This is a genomic window from Collinsella sp. OF02-10, from assembly GCF_003463445.1.
Taxonomy (GTDB): domain Bacteria; phylum Actinomycetota; class Coriobacteriia; order Coriobacteriales; family Coriobacteriaceae; genus Collinsella.
The window spans coordinates 8,528-23,339 of the sequence record NZ_QSCW01000009.1; the positions used below are offsets into that span (position 1 = coordinate 8,528).

11 protein-coding genes and 1 tRNA gene are annotated in these 14,812 nt (G+C 59.8%); 3 read left to right on the forward strand and 9 right to left on the reverse strand.

Features of this window, described 5'->3' with window-relative positions; all coding sequences use genetic code 11:
- Positions 1 to 440: 440 nt before the first annotated feature.
- Positions 441 to 1,091: a hypothetical protein gene (locus DXA43_RS05775; protein WP_233540028.1), complete on the reverse strand. Its 651-nt coding sequence runs from the start codon at positions 1,089 to 1,091 to the stop codon at positions 441 to 443.
- A gap of 65 nt (positions 1,092 to 1,156) precedes the next feature.
- Positions 1,157 to 4,513 (reverse strand): hypothetical protein, encoded by a 3,357-nt coding sequence (locus DXA43_RS05780; protein WP_117806527.1) that lies wholly within the window; start codon positions 4,511 to 4,513, stop codon positions 1,157 to 1,159.
- Between the two features lie 170 nt (positions 4,514 to 4,683).
- Here DXA43_RS05780 and DXA43_RS05785 point away from each other — a divergent pair, with 170 nt between their 5' ends.
- Positions 4,684 to 4,884: a helix-turn-helix domain-containing protein gene (locus tag DXA43_RS05785; RefSeq protein ID WP_233505692.1), complete on the forward strand. Its 201-nt coding sequence runs from the start codon at positions 4,684 to 4,686 to the stop codon at positions 4,882 to 4,884.
- 445 nt (positions 4,885 to 5,329) lie between these two features.
- On the opposite strand, the gene DXA43_RS05790 is transcribed toward DXA43_RS05785, so the two are convergent.
- From DXA43_RS05790 to DXA43_RS05820, 7 genes are all read right to left on the reverse strand, one after another.
- Positions 5,330 to 5,405 (reverse strand) — tRNA-Arg (locus DXA43_RS05790).
- Between the two features lie 305 nt (positions 5,406 to 5,710).
- Entirely contained in the window at positions 5,711 to 6,109 is a 399-nt protein-coding gene (locus DXA43_RS05795) for a DUF956 family protein (protein ID WP_006235193.1), read from the reverse strand.
- A 120-nt stretch (positions 6,110 to 6,229) separates the two neighbouring features.
- Positions 6,230 to 7,150, reverse strand: a complete 921-nt coding sequence (locus tag DXA43_RS05800) for a PTS system mannose/fructose/sorbose family transporter subunit IID (protein WP_117564942.1) — start codon at positions 7,148 to 7,150, stop codon at positions 6,230 to 6,232.
- A 16-nt stretch (positions 7,151 to 7,166) separates the two neighbouring features.
- Positions 7,167 to 7,985 (reverse strand): PTS mannose/fructose/sorbose transporter subunit IIC, encoded by an 819-nt coding sequence (locus DXA43_RS05805; RefSeq protein WP_089573274.1) that lies wholly within the window; start codon positions 7,983 to 7,985, stop codon positions 7,167 to 7,169.
- Positions 7,986 to 8,003: 18 nt separating this feature from the next.
- Positions 8,004 to 8,993 (reverse strand): PTS sugar transporter subunit IIB, encoded by a 990-nt coding sequence (locus tag DXA43_RS05810; RefSeq protein WP_117806528.1) that lies wholly within the window; start codon positions 8,991 to 8,993, stop codon positions 8,004 to 8,006.
- A 377-nt stretch (positions 8,994 to 9,370) separates the two neighbouring features.
- Positions 9,371 to 9,799, reverse strand: coding sequence for a hydrogenase maturation nickel metallochaperone HypA (locus tag DXA43_RS05815; RefSeq protein ID WP_117637935.1), 429 nt, complete (start codon positions 9,797 to 9,799; stop codon positions 9,371 to 9,373).
- Positions 9,800 to 9,895: 96 nt separating this feature from the next.
- Positions 9,896 to 12,673: an FAD-dependent oxidoreductase gene (locus tag DXA43_RS05820; protein WP_199580535.1), complete on the reverse strand. Its 2,778-nt coding sequence runs from the start codon at positions 12,671 to 12,673 to the stop codon at positions 9,896 to 9,898.
- 190 nt (positions 12,674 to 12,863) lie between these two features.
- Between DXA43_RS05820 and DXA43_RS05825 the strand changes: the two genes are divergently transcribed.
- Both DXA43_RS05825 and DXA43_RS05830 read left to right on the forward strand, forming a co-directional pair.
- Positions 12,864 to 13,526 carry a TetR/AcrR family transcriptional regulator gene (locus DXA43_RS05825; protein ID WP_117806529.1) on the forward strand — a complete coding sequence of 221 codons (663 nt, stop codon included), beginning with the start codon at positions 12,864 to 12,866 and terminating at the stop codon, positions 13,524 to 13,526.
- A 63-nt stretch (positions 13,527 to 13,589) separates the two neighbouring features.
- A complete protein-coding gene (locus DXA43_RS05830) occupies positions 13,590 to 14,597 on the forward strand; it encodes a DUF5692 family protein (RefSeq protein ID WP_117806530.1) in 1,008 nt (335 codons plus the stop codon).
- Positions 14,598 to 14,812 lie beyond the last annotated feature (215 nt).

The window sequence follows — 14,812 nt, forward strand, 5'->3', positions numbered from 1 at the left end:
ATCGCCTGCTACGGCGATTGGGCGGAGCGTAGCGTAGACACGAAATGAGAGGCCTCGTTTCGAGCGAAAGGCTTCGCGGTGTCGTAGTGTCAGCGAAGACCGTGAGCGGAAGCGAATTTTTAACGCGAAGGATGCTGAGTGTTAGAGATTCGCTGTAGCGAGAGCGGAGCGGTAATGCGAATGCGAGGGATGCCGAGTGTTTGCATTACCGCGCAGCGGAATCCGGGCGAGGGCTGGAGCAAGTTGATGGAAGACCTTACCGATTTGCGGAAGGTTTTGCCCGAAGCATCCGGCACCGCCGGATTCTTTTGGAACGGTCTCTCGTTTGATTGCTTTCCTATCGTTTGCTCCCAGACTGGGCGTCTAAAAAAGGCGGCCGAACCGGCCGCCCACAAATAAATAAACATTTACCAAATGTAAGAGGAGAGGAACGATGTACATTACTCCCAGTGACCGGCGACGTCGACAACCCAATGTTGTCCCGTAGCCTGCTGTTCATAATGTCCTTGGTCCTCAGAGGTGGTATACGAATCATTGATTGCAGAACCGCCGTTAGGATGCTGCGCATCGCCAAAAGTAGCGTGAGCGTGAGCGTCCATTTCGGCTGCAGATCCAAATGCTGCGTGGCATGCACTGCAGATCCAACGTTCATGGCGCGTATAAACCACATTCGGCACCCAGACCTGGCTGTAATCTGTCTCCCAGTGGCCCTGCTCGGCAACCCACTTCTTCTGGCTGCCGCCGTTGGAAGAGGAATTGTTGCTGCCGGAACTCTGCGAATTGCCGGAATTCTGCTTGGACTGGGAGGAATCGCCCTTGTTGTCCGACTTCGAGGAATCGGAAGACTTGTTATCCTCCTTCTTGGAGTCATCGGACTTCTGGTCCTTGTCGTCGGATTCTTTCTTCTCCTCGGTCTTGGCTCCAGAGGTTTGCGTCGCCTTTTCTTCGCTTGGCTTCTTTTTGTCTTTATTCTTTACCGCTGTGGCGGCCCTTTCCGTAGAGCCGCTTCCTTGCTTTGCAACGCTGGCACATCCAAGTTGAGGTGCCGAAAGGCACACCAGAAGCGCAACGATAATAGACCTTGTTCTCACACCGATCTCCCTGCCCATGAAACCGGGCGTTGGACACCAGCCGATATCCAACGCCCGACTCGCTTTTACATCTGCTCGCGGCGCTTCTTCCGGTCGAGGAAGACGCCGGCTGCCACGAGGACGGTACCGCCGATGGCGAACGTCTCGCCGATGAGTCCCGCGCGGTCACCGGTCTGGGCGAGGCTGCCGGGCTGGGCGGTATCCGTGCCGGCGAGGTGCTTCGGGGTGTATGCCGCCTGCTGCTTTGCCGCCTCCTCTGCCTCCTGTCGTGCGATCTCATCGGAAAGCTTCTGCTCCGCCGCGATGCGGTCGGACTTCGCCTGCTCGTAGGCGGCGAGTGCCGTATCATAGCCGGACTGGAGCCCGTCCACCGCGGCCTGCTTCTCGTCCAGGATTGCCTTTGCGGGCGCGACCTTGGCACGTGCCTCGACTGCTGCGGCGAAAAGCGCGTTGAGGGCGTCATCCGCGTTCACATCATGGCCGGAAGCGATCGCCGCGCCGGCATCGATGGAGTTCAGCTTCGACAGCTTGGCGTCTGCCTGCGCCTTTGCCTGTTCGGCGGCGGAGACCAGGGACTCGGCGGCGATGGCATCCGCCTTCGCGGCATCGAGCGCGGCCTTGGTGTCATTGACGGCCTTTACTGCATCCTGCTCGCGCTGCTGTGCCTCTGCGAGCTTCGCGGCAAGGCCGGTGAGGATGTCGAGGTTCGACTGTGCGTCCTCGAGATCAGTCTGGGAGCCGGTAAGCCTGTCGGCGGCAACGCCGGTGTCGGCCTTTGCGGCATCGACGGCACGCTGGGCATCCGCGAGGGCGCTTGCGGTGGTATCCGCCTTTTGCTTGGCGGCTGCGAGGACCGCCGCCTTCTCGGCCTGGTCGGCTGCCGCCGCGTCATGGGCGCTCTTTGCGGTATCGAGCACCTTCTTGGCATCGGCGACGTCCTGGAAGAACTTCGCGAGATCGGCGTTCGCATCCGTGACGCCCTGCTGCTTGGATACGGTGTTCGCCTTGGCGGAATCCAGCTTGGTCTGTGCGGTCGTTACGGCTGCGTTGGCAGCATCAAAGTCGACCTGCTTCTGCTGGACGGTCGACTTTGCCGTATCGACTGCCGCGTTGGCGGCATCGAGGTCCGATTTCGCCGCATCAAGCTCGGTCTGGACATCCGTGACGCCCTGTTGCTTGGCGGCGACATCAGCATTGGCGGCATCGACGGCACGCTGGGCATCCGCGACGCCCTGCTTCGCGGCATCGACGTCTGCCTGTGCGGAATCCGCTGCGACCTGCTTCTGCTGAACGGTTGCGGCGGCGCCGGCGGCTGCCTGCTTCTTGGATGCGAGATTGGTCTTGGCTGCGTCGAGTGCGCTCTTGGCGTTCTTGAGGCCGTTGATATAGGAGGTCAGCTTCTGCTCGTACTCGTCGACGGACATGGGATTCATGTTCCAACCGGAGCCGGACCAGCCGGAGATCTCTGCGGTGTAGCACTGCGTCTGAAGCCCGGACATGGTGCCCTTGGTGCAGGTTGCCATTCCCATAACGGCGAGTTCGGGATTGATGATGTTCATGTAATGGCCGACGGTGCCGCTACTGCCGTTCTCCCAGTGGCAGTTGTCTGCAATCCAATGGTTGATTGCGACACCGTTCTTTGCATAGAAATCATAGGCATCCTTGCCGACAAGACCGGTGACTCCATAAAGGGCCTCCGTTGCCTTGTCGAAAAAGCCCTTCTCCTGCTCGATCCACTGCCCACTCGGATCGATTCCGTAATTCCATGCCAGGTTTTCGGCAAAATCATATTGACGGGCATGATCGAGCACGGTGTCGCTGTAGTTGGCATCTGCGATCGCACCGGCGATGAGCTTGTAGGTGACATGGAGCTCGGACAGGCCGACCGACTTGCGGTAGTCGTTGACGGACTTCATCCACCTGATCGCATTGAGCATATTGTCAAGAGACGTGGCGTCCTTGGAGTTGCCGACTTCGGTCTTTCCGGCATATTTGGCGTTCAGGATGATGTTGGCTGCATCTTCGGCACCCATGGCACGGAAAAAGCCGATGGCTCCCTGCTTGAGCTGCGCGTCGGCGGAATCGAGTTTCGCCTGTGCCTCGTCGACCTTCTGCTGCGCGGCGGTCACGGCGGCGTCTGCGGTATCCTTTGCGGCCTTGGCGTTCGCGAGCTCTACGTCGGCGGCTGCCTTGGCGGACTCGGCGTCCTTGACAGCCTGCTTCGCGGCGTCCAGCTTGGCGACGGCGTCGGCATTCGCCTGCTTGGCCGCATCGAGGTCGGCGTTCGCGGCATCGAGAGCGGACTGGGCGGCGTTCACACCGGATTCGGCATCGGCTGCGGCCTGCTGCTTTACGGAGAGGGACACCTGGGCATCATTCAGGTCAGTCTGCGCCGTTGCCGCAGCGGACTGCGCCTGCTCGAGCTCGGACTCGCACTGGGACTGTGCCTCTCGTGCGGCGGCGAGGGCTGCCTCTGCGTCTGCGACCTTCTGCTTCGCGGCATCGTACTCCGGACCGCTGGCGCCTGCCTCCGCTGCGGCGAGGTCTGCTTTCGCCTTCTCGTAGGCGGCGCTGGCGGCTGCGGCCTTCGCATCCGCCGTGTCCTTGTTCTGCTGGGCTGCGGCGAGGACGGAATCGGCGGAATCCTTTGCAGACTGGGCCGCAACCAGCTTGGACTGGGCATCGGCAAGCGTCGCGTTGGCGTTGTCGAGTTCGGCCTGTGCCCTGCTCACGGCATCCGTGGCGTCGTGCACGGCCTGCTCGGCGGCACGGATAGCCTCCGGGGTGGCGCCTACGGCATCGGCCTTGGCTTTATCGAGGGCGTCCTGAGCGTCCTGGGCCGCCTTGATGGCGGACTGGTACGCTTCGTCCTTCTCGGACGCATCCGCCTTGGCGTCTGCGAGACCCGCCTTCGCCTGCTCGAGGTCCTTGCCGGCGGCATCGGCGGCGTCCTTGCCCTCTGCGACCTGACGGGCGTACTCGTCCATTGCCGCTCGGTCGGCTGCCGTGCCGGCGCTGACTGCCGAATCGTAGGATGCCTTGGCCTGGTCGCGGGCGGAAGCCGCCTCGTTGTAGGGACCGGCGGCCTCATCGTAGGATGCCCTGGCGGCGTCCTCCTTCGCCTTCGCCTCGTCGACTGCCTTCTGCAGGTCCGCGATGGTCTGTGCGGCGGATTTCGCGCCGGTACCGGATGCCGCGCCGGCGTGAGCGGCAATCGGCGACATCACGGCTGGGTGCTGCGTGCCCCCGTCACCGGTCTGGGCGAATGCCGTGAACGGTGAGATGAGGCTCGATCCGGTCATGGCGGCCATGGTCGCCGCGGTGACGGTCAGACGCGCGATCCCCTTCGGAGTATGAATCTTTTTGCTTGGCAGTGCGGCGAAGTGATCGCCACCGGCAGCAAAGTGCTTTCCCTGAGTCATTGCTATTCCATTCCTTTTCCATGCCATGTCCGACTAGGCATCAGAACTCTTTCCAATAAAGGTAATTATGCGCCTTAACAGGGATTGTTGTATATAGTCCGTTGGCATAAATACAACAATCCATGACTCTTTTTGTCATGGATACGAAGACGCTTCAGAAATCATTCGGCATGAGATGCAAAGAGCTCCGCGCTGGACTCGGGTACAGCCAGGAGCAGTTCGCCAATTTGATTGAGATGGATCGTTCCTACTACGCGAGCATTGAGGTCGGACGAAGAAATGTCAGTCTTTCTAACCTCTCTAAAATTGCCAATGGATTCAACATATCAATTGCTGCACTTATGACTGGTGTCAGTGATAAATCGGATTAGTCCATCAATCAGCGAACGAAGTGAGCGAATAAATCGGCGGCGTAGCCGGCGGCAAGGACACGGTACGTGGCCGCGCAGCGAGCTTCGCGAGCGAAGAGGACGGCATCGCCGTCCCTATATCTTTATAGTATATTTCTCTATTAATTGGTTTCACCAAAATGGGTATTGCGCAAGCTTCTGAACAGGCGTTTTTATCAAAAACTCAAAGCAGCCGAATCATCAAAATGGTGAAATTTTTTACCCAAATTGAGGAAGCGCTTCACCAAAATGGAACCGACTAACGGCTGTTGAAAACTTTTTATCCCCAAAATGGTGATTTCCTGTTTTCAGTGGAAAACTCGGTAAGTTAAATTATTTACTTACCAGATTTACAAACAAAAGCAGTTCTTAACCCTAAAACCAGAACAGGTCAGAAGCAAAATTAACTCCTGACCTGCGATTTTTCTGGTGCCCCCGGGCGGATTCGAACCGTCGACACCCGCTTTAGGAGAGCGGTGCTCTATCCCCTGAGCTACGGAGGCATGTTGTATTAGTGTAGCAGATTTACGCCGCTGTAATGCAGCGTATACCCACTCTTCGAAGTTGCGGTGGAACAGCCCTCCGGAAAGTGCGTCCCACTATCCAGGCAAATTCTGGGTCAGACTTTCCCCATGGGACCTCGCTGGGAAACTGTGTCCCAGAATTTCGACTCGAAACGGGACACGGTTTCCCAAACGGGCCCGTTCCGGAAACTACATCCCGCAATCGGCACTCGAACCGGGATGCACTTTCCCGATCGAGCCTCATGGGAAACCGCGTCCCACTTTAGGGGGGCGCTCTTTAATGGCTAGTTGCCTTTGTGGAAGAGGTTTTTGATAACGGAGGGGATGCTCTTGGCGCCCTTAGCCGTCACATCGATAAAGTCAGGCGAACGCACGAGCTTATCCTCGTCGACGTACTTGCGGACCGCGCGCAACGTCTCTTTGTCGTCGCGCGTCGAAAACGTAAAGTGACCGTTGTCCTTGGTGAAGATGGCAAAACGCGTAATCTTCTTGGTGCCGCGCAAAACCTCGGCGGCAATATAGTCGACCTCGTCCCACGGGATTTGGATATAATCCTCGGGATTACGCTCGTTATAGTACTCAAACGCCTTATTGCCCACCATCACGTTACCGTGACTGGTAAGCCCCATCAGGCAGGTTGCCGGCGTTGCCAGATCGACCGTGCTGTTCTGAGATTGCGCCATACGCGCCTCGCCCTCCAATAAAAACAATCGGACCGCATCCAGTGTACCCACCGGGTGCGGTCCGTTTCAATGGCTCAAAAGCCCTTGCCTAGCAACTCTCGGTCTTAAGCCGAAGCGTGCTTACATGAAGCCGCAGACGCGACCGATGATGCCGACGGCGAAGAGAGCCAGGATGATGACGATCGGGCTGACCTTCTTCTTGAGGAGCTTGCAGACCAGAAGGGTCAGGCACACGGCGGCAAGGCCGGGGATGAGCTGATCGAGGTTGGCCTGAAGCGTGGTGACCTTCACCGGGTCGAGTGCGTTGGCACCGACAGAGCTGTACATCGTCAATGCCTGCTTGATGCCCTCAGAACCGGCGGGCAGGTTGGCCCAGTCGATATAGGCGCCAGCGGACTGCGTGACCTTGGAGACGACCGGGGTGAAGGAGATGGACACCCAGCGCTCGACCAGGGCGCCGATGATGAACATACCCAGGATGGAAGCACCCTCGGTGACCTTGCCCATCAGACCGCCGGAGAGGTCCTTGGCGATGGAGGAGCCGACCTTGTAGCCAAACTCCTGCGTGTACCACAGGAAGGCGTAACGGATGATGTTCCACGCGAAGAAGAACAGCAGCGGACCGGCGATGCTGCCGGACAGGGCCAGGGAAGCGCCCAGTGCACCCAGAATCGGGCGAAGGGTGAACCAGAAGGCGGGGTCGCCGACGCCGGCGAGCGGGCCCATCATACCGACCTTGACGCCCTGAATGGCGACGTCGTCAATCGGAGCACCGTTGGCGCGCTCCTCCTCGAGGGCGAGGGTAACGCCAATGACGGGGGCGGAAACATAGGGGTGGGTGTTATAGAACTCCAGGTGGCGCTTAAGAGCGGCAATCTGGTCATCCTTGCTGGTGTAGAGCTTCTTGATCGCAGGGATCATTGCGAAGCACCAGCCGCCGTTCTGCATACGCTCGTAGTTCCACGAGCCCTGAAGGAACTGATGACGGAAGCAAACCTTCTTACGGTCAGCCTTGGTGAGCTGAATCTTGTTCTCTGCCATATGTATCACTCCCCTCCTACTCGTAATCGTTCAGAATGTCGCCGAGCGGGTCACCGGAGCCACCGCCCATGCCGCCACCCTGCTTGGCCAGATCCTTAAGGCCAAGGTAGATGAGGGCAAGGGAGATGCCGATGAGGCCAAGGGCGATCAGCGTGAGCTGAGGGATGGCAGCAAGGACAAAGCCGAGGATGAAGAACGGCCAGGTCTCCTTGGTGGCCATCATGTTGATGACCATGGCGTAACCGACGGAAGCGACCATGCCGCCGCCGACAGCCATGCCGCCGGACAGCCAATCGGGCATAGCGTTAAGCGCGTTGGTAACAGCCTCGGCCGGGATGATGCACAGAAGTACTGCCGGGATGGCGATACGAACACCCTGCATGAGGATGCCGGCGTACTGCCAACGCTCGATGCCGGCGAAGTCGCCCTTCTCGGCGCAGGCGTCCATGCCGTGAACCATAGCGGTAGCCAGGGTACGGCAGATCATGGTCAGGAACAGACCAGCGACCGACAGCGGGACGGCGACGGCGATGGCGGCGGTAACGGCCTTGGCCGAATCGGTGGCGCCACCGTTGAGGGCGAGCACCATGATGATCGAAGAAGCGACCGAGGCCAGAGCGGCGTCAGGCGCGACGGCGGCGCCGACGTTAGCCCAGCCAAGGGCCATCATCTGGAGCGAACCGCCCAGGAGGATGCCCTCCTGAAGGTGACCGGTTACGAGACCGATAAGCGTGCATGCCACGAGCGGCTGATGGAACTGGAACTCATCCAGAATGCCTTCCATACCGGCAAGCAACGCGACAATCGCAACAAGCAGAATAGTGATTGCAGACATGTATCGGACCCTCCTTTACTATGCTTGAGCGGCCAGTTCGGCCTTTGCTTTCTTCAACATGGCGTCGAGATCCTCGGAGGAATCCGAAGGAACCTTGCGGACCTCGAACTTGACGCCCTTGGCCTTGAGAGCCTCGATGGTCTTGACATCGTCATCGCCCATAGCGACAGCGTTGGTGACGACGACCTTGCCCTTGGAGTGGGCCATGGAACCGATGTTGGCTTCCTTGATGTCGACGCCGGCCTCGATGGCCCTGAGCAGATCCTGCGGGTTCTCAAACAGCAGCAGCGCCTTGGTGTCACCAAAGCGCGTGTCCTTGACGACCTCGGCCATCTTCTTGATGGGCACGACGTTGGCATGAACTCCCGGAGGGGCAGCCTGCTCGATCATGGTCTTGCGGAGCTCGTCGTGAGCAACGCCGTCGGAAACCACGATGATGCGGTTGGGGTTGATCTGCTTGGTCCACGTGGTGGCCACCTGACCATGAAGCAGACGGGTGTCGATACGGACGTGGGCGATCTTGATGTGCCCGTCGCCGATGACCGTTCCCGGAGGGATGGCGCCTGCAGGAGCAGCGGCGGCCGCAGCCGGCTTCTTCTCCTCGGGCTCCAGAGACTCGGGCTTGACGCGCACGCCGGCCTTAGCCTCAGTCACGAGATGTTTTGCGATCGCATGTGCAGTGTTCTTTGCGTCAAAGCGCTGCGAATATGCCTCGATGAGCATAGGCAGGTTGACACCGGTGACGATAGCCCAGGAATCATGGCCCTCGATGAGACCGCTGATCTGGTTGAAGGGCGTGCCGCCCCACAGATCAACGAGGAAGAGCACCTGCTCCTGGTCCTCGAAGGAAGCGACTGCTTCCTCGACCTTGGCACGGAAGTCGTCGGGGCCCATGCTCGGCTCGAGCGAGACCACGGCTACAGACGGCTGATCGCCAAAGACCATCGAGCCCGTCTGCTTGATTCCAGCCGCCAAGTCACCATGGCTAGCAAGAACAATACTTACCATCACATAACCTCCTTTTTGTCTACGTATTTCCTACACGACAATAATGGAGTATACCTGTTCGCCTTGTGGATTTATAGCTAAATTCGCAAACGGTTGCATTATTTGTTTAAACGTCTAAGTTTGTTACAAATTGATTACGTTGCTGATTTACAGCTCATTGCCTACTAAAACGTGATTTCCCAATTACTTCCACAGATATATACAGACACGCTGTTCATTAACGCCGCTTTTAGGTTAATCCCAATGCGCCTGCGTGCCGCTATTTTGTTTAAACAGACATAACTTGACTAATTGTATAACTTATGCTCTAGCGCAAGTAGTCGTTGGGGACGTTCTTAAACGACTAGTCAAACAAGAACGTCCCCAACGACTAGGGGCTAGACGATGTGGAGAGGGTTAGCGGCGTCGACGGCGTCGGGGGCGTCAGAGGGGCCGTCGGGGGCAGCGTCTGCCGGGTCCTCGTCGGGGGTCTCGATCTGCTTGATCATGACCTCTTGGCCCTGGAGCAAATAGGTATCGCCACTGCCGCAATGGGGGCAGGTCTTGCCGTGCTCGACTGTCGCATAGTCGCGGCCGCACGCCTCGCAATGCGTCACGGCCTCGACGGGCTCCACGATAAGCTCCGCGCCCTGCGTGATGGACTTTTTATCTGCCGCCCAGCGCCAAGCGTCGAGCAGCAAGTCGGGAACGACGCCCGAGACCTCGCCCAGCAGCAGCGTGACGCTCGAAACGCGACGCACGCCATTGGCGCGCGCCACGTTCTCAACATCGCGAATAATGTGATAAACGATTCCCAATTCATGCAAGGTAGAAACCTTTCAACAACGGTTGATGCGATGCAAACTCAAAGCAAGGGGACGGCGAAATCTAGTCTGCGCCGTCCCCTTACCCGCCATGGTTACCTATTTACGACCGAACTTGATTTTGATTGCACGCTTTAAAGCATACTTGCCAAGGCTCGGGAGCTTTTGCTCGTATTTGACCATCGTGGAGCACTCGGGGCGATCGCGATCCAGATGGATGGCATCGAACGCGCACTTGGTGGTGCACAGGCCGCAGCCGATGCACTTGTTGGGGTCGACGATTGAGGCACCGCAGCCAAGGCAACGGGCGGTCTCGGCGCGCACCTGCTCTTCGGTAAAGGTCTCGACGTACTCGCTGAAGGGCGCGGCCTTCTCGCGCTCGTGGTCCACGTGGGCAACCTCACGGCTCGCGTTGTCATAGCTCTCGATCACGACATCGTCGCGGTCGAGCGCGGCGTAGCGGCGCTGGTTGCGGCCGATGGTGAGCGTGGAGCCCGGCTGCACAAAGCGGTGGATGGACACCGCAGCCTCGTGACCGGCGGCGATAGCGTCGATGGCGAAGCTGGGACCGGTGTAGACGTCACCACCCACAAAGATGTCGGGTTCGGCGGTCTGGTAGGTCTGGGGATCGGCAAGGGCACCCTGACCACGGCCAAGCTCCACCTTGGAGCCAGCCAGCAGGTCGCCCCACACGATGGACTGGCCGATGGACATGACGACACGGTCAGCATCGACACGGCGTAGATCGTTCTCGTCGTACTCGGGCGCAAAACGGCCTTCGTCGTCAAAGACACGCGTGCAGCGCTTGAAGGTGATACCGCACACACGACCGGCCTCGTCCAGGTGGACCTCCTTGGGACCCCAACCGCAGCTGATGTGCGCGCCGTCCTCGATGGCCTCGCGACGCTCTTCCTCGCTGGCGGGCATCTGTGCCTCGCTCTCCAGGCAGAACATCTCAACGTGCTCGGAACCCAGACGGCAGGCGTTGCGGGCAACGTCGATGGCCACGTTGCCGCCGCCCACCACGATGGTGCGGCCGGGCAGCGCGTCAATCTTGCCGCTGTTGACCTCGCGCAAAAAGTCGACGGCCACGGTCACACCCTCGGCGTCCTCGCCCGGAATGTCGGCAAGGCGGCCGCCCTGGCAGCCAATAGCCACGTAGAAGGCCTTAAAACCCTGCGTGCGCAGCTCATCGAGCGTCACGTCACGGCCGACTTCCACGCCATAGCGGAACTCGGCACCCATCAGGCGAATGATCTCGACCTCGGCCTCGATAACATCCTTCTGCAGCTTAAAGCTGGGAATGCCGTAGGTTAGCATGCCACCCGGGCGCTCGTTTTTCTCGAACACGACGGGCTTGTAGCCCTTCTCGGCAAGATAGAAAGCGCAGGACAGACCGGCCGGGCCGGCACCGATGATGGCAATCTTCTGGTCGAAGCCGCCAGCGCGCGTCGGCGTCACCACGGGCGGGACGTAGCGGGTCGCAGCGTCCAGATCGCGCTGGGCGATAAACTTCTTGACTTCGTCGATAGCCACGGCGGCGTCCACACGACCGCGGGTGCAGGCATCCTCACAGCGGCGGTTGCACACACGGCCGCAGATAGCGGGCAGCGGGTTCTCGCGCTTGATGAGTGCCAGTGCCTCGTCATAGCGGCCCTGCGCCGCGAGCTTCAGATAGCCCTGAACGGCAACGTGCGCGGGGCAGGCCGTCTTGCAGGGCGCCGTGCCGGACTCATGCGTCTCGATGCGGTTGTCGTTGCGGTAGTTGGGCGACCACTTGGTGTGGTCCCACTTGGTGGCATCGGGCAGCTCCTGGCGCGGATACTCGGGCACCTTGCCGCCGGCCTTTTTGCTGCAGAGCTTCTGGCCGAGCTTGGCGGCACCGGCCGGGCACACCTCAACGCAGCGACCGCAGGCTACGCACTTGTCCTTCTCGACCTTGGCGACATAGGCCGAGCGCGACAGGTTGGGCGTGTTGAACAGCTGCGAGGTGCGCAGGGCGTAGCACACGTTGACGTTGCAGTTACAGATGGCGAAGATCTTGTTCTCGCCGTCGATGTTGGTGATCTGGTGCACAAAGCCGTTGTCCTCGGCCTGGCGCAAGATGTCGTAGACCTCCTCGCGCGTCACATAGTGGCCGCGGTCGGTCTCGACCACATAGTCGGCCATATCGCCCACGGCAATGCACCAGTCGGCGGGGTCGTCGGCGCAGCCCTCGCCCATCACACGACGGCTCGCGCGGCAGCTGCAGGTGCTGGCGGCATACTTACCCTCGTATTTGTCGAGCCAATGCTCGATATGCTCGATCGGCACCGACGTGCTCGCGGCATCGATGGCCTTCTCAACCGGAATGACATGCATGCCGATGCCGGCACCACCGGGCGGCACCATCGGCGTGGCCTTGGACAGCGGTCCCTTGGACGCCTGCTCAAAGAACTTGGCATAGACCGGGTGCTCCTCGAGCTGGCTCACGCGCATGTTGAGGAACTCGGCGGAACCCGGCACCAGCATGGGCAGCACCCACTGCTTGGCGCGCTCGGGATTTCCCCAGTTGTACTCGAGCAGACCCGTGTAGCTCATGTCGTCGAGCATCTTCTCGATATCGGCCTCGGGCATGCCGGTGAGCTTGACCATCTCGGGCAGCGTATAGGGACGGCGCATCTTCATCTTGCAGAGCACTTCGGCCTGCTCGTCGGTTGCGGCCTCGGCAAACGACCAGTACTCGTAGCCCAGCAGCTCGTCGCGATGCAGCAGGCGGTTGGTGCAGTGCTCACACAGCTTGACAATGGCCTCGCGCGGATGCTCCGGCAGCGGCGGCACGAACTCCGCGCCGATATCGGGCTCGGTGTAGCTAATCCCCGGTCCGTTGAGAATCATGGTTGTCCCTTCTCTTGCCGCAGCCCGACGAGGCCGCAGCGCCCCTCTTTTTTTGCAGGCCGGGCATGCCCCCCATGCCGTTCACCCGCCATTGTTGACATTGTGTCAAAAACAGTATTGACGAACCGTCAACAATATTCAAGACTGTTAGGTGAACGGTCGGGCTCAAACGGACGAAAGGCGGCAAAACATGGGCAACAACACAGCAGATACCTCTGTGGCCGACGCCGTCCCCGCGCCCGACAGCGCGGCAAAGCGCTTGACGGGCGACGAACGCCGTCGCGAGATCCTCGATGCCGTGCGCACCGTAAGCTCCGAGCTGGGCGTGTCCCACTTATCGGTATCGGCCGTGACCAAGCGAGCCGGCTGCACGCGTTCATTGTTCTACCACTACTTTGCCGATATGGACGCCGCCGTCACCGCCGTCATGGACGAGGCAATCGACGGTTTTATCTCCGAGCTCGAGCAGTGGAATGCCGGCCGCACCGTTGGTGATATCGAGGGCGCGCTCGACACCGTCGCCCCGCTCTTTAAACGCCTGGTCGCCAGCGGCCACGAGCTGCCGAGCACGCTCACCTCGAGCAGCGGCGCGCTCTACGGCGGCTTTTTGCACAACGTGGTCCAGCGCGTGGCGCAGTATATCTGCGATACCACCGTGGTGGATTTTGTCGCCCATCATGAGCTACGCATCGACCATGTCTACGAGACGTTCTACACCCTCATCATGGGACTGTTGATGTATATCCGCACGCACCCCGATGTGCCCGACGAGACGGTCAAGGAAATCATCGCCTCGACACTCCACATCGAGGGCTATACCGCCAAGTATCCGGAGCGCAAGCCCCAGAACTGACGACATTTGTCCAAACTGCCCGCGATCGGAAGAGGGGCCGCGGGCGTGTGAAAGGAGAGCAGCATGCTGTTCGATGTTTGGGGTAGCGATACCCTTATCCACTGGGCCGGCTGGGCCATGGTCTTTATTGGCCTGATCGTGCTCAACGAGGTCGGCCGCCGCACCAAGCTGGGCGCGGCCATCATCTTTGGCGTGGCTCCGCTGGCCATGACCATCTACTGCGTCGCCATCGCCATCGGCGTTTCGCAGGGCGCCGAGTGGGCGCTCACCAACCCCACCCATGTGTACCAGAACAGCTGGTTCCACTACGCCAAGGTCTACGCGGCGTTGGCCGGTTGCTGGGGCTTCATCGCCATTAAGTATCAGTGGGGCAAGATCGGCAAGGCACACTGGTTCCGCGCGTGGCCGTTTGTGATCGTCGCCATCAACATCATGATCGCCGTCGTGTCCGACTTTGAGAGCGCCTATCACTTCTTTGTCCTGGGCCAGTCCACTTGGGTCACCTCCGAAGGTGCTACGCAGCTTGCCGGCTGGAACAACGTGTTCAACGGCATCGCCGGTATCATCAACATCTTCTGCATGACCGGTTGGTGGAGCGTCTACGCCTCCGAGGACAAGACCGACATGCTGTGGCCCGACATGACCTGGGTCTACATCATCGCCTACGATATCTGGAACTTCTGCTACACCTACAACTGCCTGCCCACCCACTCCTGGTTCTGCGGCTTTGCGCTGCTGCTGGCGCCCACCGTCGCCGCCTTTATCTGGAACAAGGGCGGCTGGATCCAGAATCGCGCCTTTACGCTTGCCATTTGGTGCATGTTTGCCCAGGTGTTCCCCTACTTCCAGGAGGAGTCCATCTTTGTGACCCACTCCACGCTCGACCCCGGCGCCGCTACCGCGGTCTCGATCGCCGCACTGGTCGCCAACGTCGCCGCGATCATCTACATCGCCTACCGCGCCAAGAAGCTCGGCCGCAATCCCTACAAGCAGGATGTCTTTGAGGGCACCAGCGATTGGGAGAAGGCCACCGCCCGCCGCGCCAAGGTGGATTACGCGCACGCCGAGTAACATGTTGGTCGCTGTTGGCGCTTGGGCATAGGCCCGCCCGCCAGGATTTTCAATCCAATGTCTCGCAGAGCCCCCGGAAAGCGTTTCGCTCGCTTTTCGGGGGCTTTTGTCGTTGCGTCCCTATTCATCTATTCAAAAACATGCGCATATATAAAATCGGATTTCAAATCATGCGGCGGCTCTATGGGGTCCCGTTTTTGGGTACAGTGTTGTCC

What these genes read in the sequence shown, in the direction of transcription:
- DXA43_RS05805 (WP_089573274.1), bottom strand. Translation starts at nt 7,985, where the DNA reads ATGTCTGCAATCACTATTCTGCTTGTTGCGATTGTCGCGTTGCTTGCC.
- DXA43_RS05825 (WP_117806529.1), top strand. Translation starts at nt 12,864, where the DNA reads ATGGGCAACAACACAGCAGATACCTCTGTGGCCGACGCCGTCCCCGCG.
- DXA43_RS05800 (WP_117564942.1), bottom strand. Translation starts at nt 7,150, where the DNA reads ATGGCAGAGAACAAGATTCAGCTCACCAAGGCTGACCGTAAGAAGGTT.
- DXA43_RS05830 (WP_117806530.1), top strand. Translation starts at nt 13,590, where the DNA reads ATGCTGTTCGATGTTTGGGGTAGCGATACCCTTATCCACTGGGCCGGC.
- DXA43_RS05785 (WP_233505692.1), top strand. Translation starts at nt 4,684, where the DNA reads ATGAGATGCAAAGAGCTCCGCGCTGGACTCGGGTACAGCCAGGAGCAG.
- DXA43_RS05780 (WP_117806527.1), bottom strand. Translation starts at nt 4,513, where the DNA reads ATGACTCAGGGAAAGCACTTTGCTGCCGGTGGCGATCACTTCGCCGCA.
- DXA43_RS05810 (WP_117806528.1), bottom strand. Translation starts at nt 8,993, where the DNA reads ATGGTAAGTATTGTTCTTGCTAGCCATGGTGACTTGGCGGCTGGAATC.
- DXA43_RS05820 (WP_199580535.1), bottom strand. Translation starts at nt 12,673, where the DNA reads ATGATTCTCAACGGACCGGGGATTAGCTACACCGAGCCCGATATCGGC.
- DXA43_RS05795 (WP_006235193.1), bottom strand. Translation starts at nt 6,109, where the DNA reads ATGGCGCAATCTCAGAACAGCACGGTCGATCTGGCAACGCCGGCAACC.